This is a genomic window from Sphingomonas cremea (assembly GCF_021502585.1).
GTDB lineage: Bacteria > Pseudomonadota > Alphaproteobacteria > Sphingomonadales > Sphingomonadaceae > Sphingomicrobium > Sphingomicrobium cremea.
The window spans coordinates 1-1,375 of record NZ_JAKFGM010000007.1; the positions used below are offsets into that span (position 1 = coordinate 1).

Here is a 1,375-nt window from a genome sequence, read left to right on the forward strand (position 1 = left end):
CTCGGGCAATGTTTCCGGCAACCAGTATGACGTGCTGTGCGGCGCAGGCAGCCTCAACCTGATCAACGGGTCGGTGGGTGGCTTCCCGCTTGCCGTGGGTGCGCCGTACAACCCGAACCAGGGTGCAGCGCCGATCGACTTCGTCAACACCGTTCCGGGTGGGGCGAATTACAACCGGGCCTATTTCCAGTTGCTTCGCCGCAACACCGAAGGCGGTCCGCGTATCAGCGATCTGACCCACACCAGCTATCGCGGCGTGCTCGGTTCGAAGGGCGACCTCGGCAAGGTCTGGTCCTATGACGCCTACTATCAGTATGGCCGGACCAACTATACCCAGGTCTACAAGAACGAGTTCTCGGCAGCGCGCCTCACGCGAGCGCTCGACATTGTCGACGATCCGAACCAGCCGGGCATCAACCCGGTCTGCCGTTCGGTGCTGGACGGTACCGACCTGGCCTGCCGCCCCTATGACGTGTTCACGGGTGCCGCACCGTCGCAGGAGTCGATCAACTACCTCAACGTGTTCGGCGTCATCACCGGCCGCACGTCGGAACAGATTGCTCACGCCGACTTCACCGGCACGCTTGGCGAATATGGCATCCAGTTCCCCTGGGCCGAAGACGGCGTGGGCGTGAACCTCGGTGCCGAGTATCGCAAGGAGAAGCTGTCGCTGAGCCCGGACCAGTCGTTCCAGACCGGCGATCTCACCGGCCAGGGCGCTCCGACGCTTCCGGTCAACGGCCAGTTCCGGGTGATCGAGTTCTTCGGCGAGGCCCAGCTGCCCGTCGTCCAGAACAACTTCATCTACGAACTGACCTTCGGCGCCGGCTTCCGCAAGTCCTACTATGAGCTGGGTACCGGCCGGAAGTACGACACCAACACCTACAAGCTGTCGGCCGAACTCGCGCCGATCAAGGATATCCGCTTCCGCGGTTCGTACAACCGGGCGGTTCGTGCGCCGAACATCCAGGAGCTGTTCGCTCCGCAGTTCGTCGGCCTCGACGGAAGCAACGATCCTTGCACCAAGACGATCACGGCGACCGACTATGGCTGTCTCGCCCAGGGCCTCGTGGTCGGTCAGAGCCCGACGGCGAACCCGGCCGGCCAGTATAACGGCCTGCTCGGCGGCAACCAGGACCTGAAGCCGGAAAAGGCGACCACCAAGACCATCGGTGCCGTGTTCCAGCCATCGTTCCTGCCGCGCTTTGCGCTCACCATCGACTGGTGGAGCATCGACCTCAAGGACGCGATCCAGGGCTTCGGTGCGGACGCGATCCTGTCCAACTGCGTCAATTTCTCGACGGCGACCGTGGTGGCACCGTCCTGCGACTTGATCAACCGCGACGCCAGTGGTTCGCTGTGGCTGACGCCGAAC

Annotated in this window: 1 protein-coding gene; it reads left to right on the forward strand. The window is 63.4% G+C overall.

Going from position 1 to position 1,375, the window contains the following annotated elements; translation table 11 throughout:
• The coding region (locus tag LVY65_RS13160; protein ID WP_235068729.1) for a TonB-dependent receptor domain-containing protein at positions 1-1,375 on the forward strand (1,375 nt) is incomplete at both ends.